This is a genomic window from Photorhabdus sp. P32, assembly GCF_038085095.1.
In the GTDB taxonomy this organism is placed as follows: Bacteria; Pseudomonadota; Gammaproteobacteria; order Enterobacterales; family Enterobacteriaceae; genus Photorhabdus; species Photorhabdus luminescens.
The window spans coordinates 1-1,092 of the sequence record NZ_JAZGJN010000099.1; the positions used below are offsets into that span (position 1 = coordinate 1).

4 protein-coding genes are annotated in these 1,092 nt (G+C 37.5%); 1 reads left to right on the forward strand and 3 read right to left on the reverse strand.

Annotated elements, in window-relative coordinates; all coding sequences use genetic code 11:
- Together V2H77_RS00465 and V2H77_RS00470 are read right to left on the reverse strand one after the other, a co-directional pair.
- Positions 1-153: helix-turn-helix domain-containing protein (locus V2H77_RS00465; protein WP_341497232.1), on the reverse strand; the 153-nt coding region annotated here is incomplete at its 3' end.
- A 70-nt stretch (positions 154-223) separates the two neighbouring features.
- Positions 224-496, reverse strand: coding sequence for a helix-turn-helix domain-containing protein (locus V2H77_RS00470; RefSeq protein ID WP_118988198.1), 273 nt, complete (start codon positions 494-496; stop codon positions 224-226).
- Between the two features lie 104 nt (positions 497-600).
- Here V2H77_RS00470 and V2H77_RS00475 point away from each other — a divergent pair, with 104 nt between their 5' ends.
- Positions 601-858, forward strand: a complete 258-nt coding sequence (locus V2H77_RS00475; protein ID WP_065389358.1) for a helix-turn-helix domain-containing protein — start codon at positions 601-603, stop codon at positions 856-858.
- A 100-nt stretch (positions 859-958) separates the two neighbouring features.
- Here the strand turns inward: V2H77_RS00475 and V2H77_RS00480 are convergent, their stop codons facing one another.
- Complete coding sequence (locus V2H77_RS00480) at positions 959-1,084, reverse strand: tail fiber assembly protein (RefSeq protein ID WP_341497233.1); 126 nt, start codon at positions 1,082-1,084, stop codon at positions 959-961.
- Positions 1,085-1,092: the final 8 nt, after the last annotated feature.

Below are 1,092 nucleotides of genomic sequence, written 5' to 3' on the forward strand. Positions count from 1 at the left end.
CAATCTTCTTTCACCATTCTCAACTTTCGCAATAAATGATTGAGGGCGATCTAGCGCTTGAGCTAAATTCTCTTGCGTGACCCCCTTTGCTATACGAGCCTCACGGAGTGCTTTGATAACTATTTGATATTCATCAGAGTAAATTGAAACCATATATTCAATCCTACTAAACATTTAGGATTAAATATCAATCGATTGTTGATTTATACCAAAATGGGATTTTTTATTTTATAAGTTCTGATCGTTTTAGCTTGTTAGGCGATTTTTCGAACAGAATTTTTCCTAAAATTAGCCCATGATCGACAGATAGCAAATGTGCTATATGCACAAATTCAACTACATCCAACCTTCTTTCACCATTTTCAATTTTAGCAATAAATGATTGAGGTCGATCTAAGGCTTGAGCCAAGCTTTTTTGAGTAATACCTTTTTCTATCCTAGCTTTACGAAGAGCGTTTATAACTAGTTGATATTCATATGAATAAATCGATGCCATTTCTTTAACCTTGATTAATATCCCAAAATCGAATATCAGCCATTTACTTAAATATCCCAAAATAGGATAATTTATTGCGTTTGTTATATGGAGATATGAAGGAAATGAATAAAAAAGATTGGCATACCGCCGACATTATCGCTGCCTTACGTAAGCTCGGCACTACCTTAGCCGCAGTATCACGTAAGGAGGGACTTAGCTCATCTACATTAGCTAATGCTCTATCACGGCCTTGGCCTAAAGGAGAGTGGATTATTGCGAACAATCTCGGAGTACATCCCTCAGAAATTTGGCCAAGCCGATATTTTGACGAGAATGGACAACCTATTGAACGAGTTATCCGAAATAATTCTTCAAGGTGACTAATTCTCAACTAAATGGTCTAAGTTCGGTATAATATCGAACCTAGGCCATGTTAGCTGCTTAGACTGTCCAACTATTGGGGCCAGTTTATTGCAGCCCTTATTCTATTACTCTAGGTTTTTCGGGCCAATAAATATCTGGCGCTAAGCTAGCATCAACACGGTTTAGCAATACCCTATATTTTTTCAAAGCGGTCAACCGAGAGTTTTCCTTATCACTCGCCATTCCCAACA

Coding starts and splice junctions, on each gene's coding strand:
- V2H77_RS00470 (WP_118988198.1), bottom strand. CDS start 496: ATGGCATCGATTTATTCATATGAATATCAACTAGTTATAAACGCTCTT.
- V2H77_RS00475 (WP_065389358.1), top strand. CDS start 601: ATGAATAAAAAAGATTGGCATACCGCCGACATTATCGCTGCCTTACGT.
- V2H77_RS00480 (WP_341497233.1), bottom strand. CDS start 1,084: ATGGCGAGTGATAAGGAAAACTCTCGGTTGACCGCTTTGAAAAAATAT.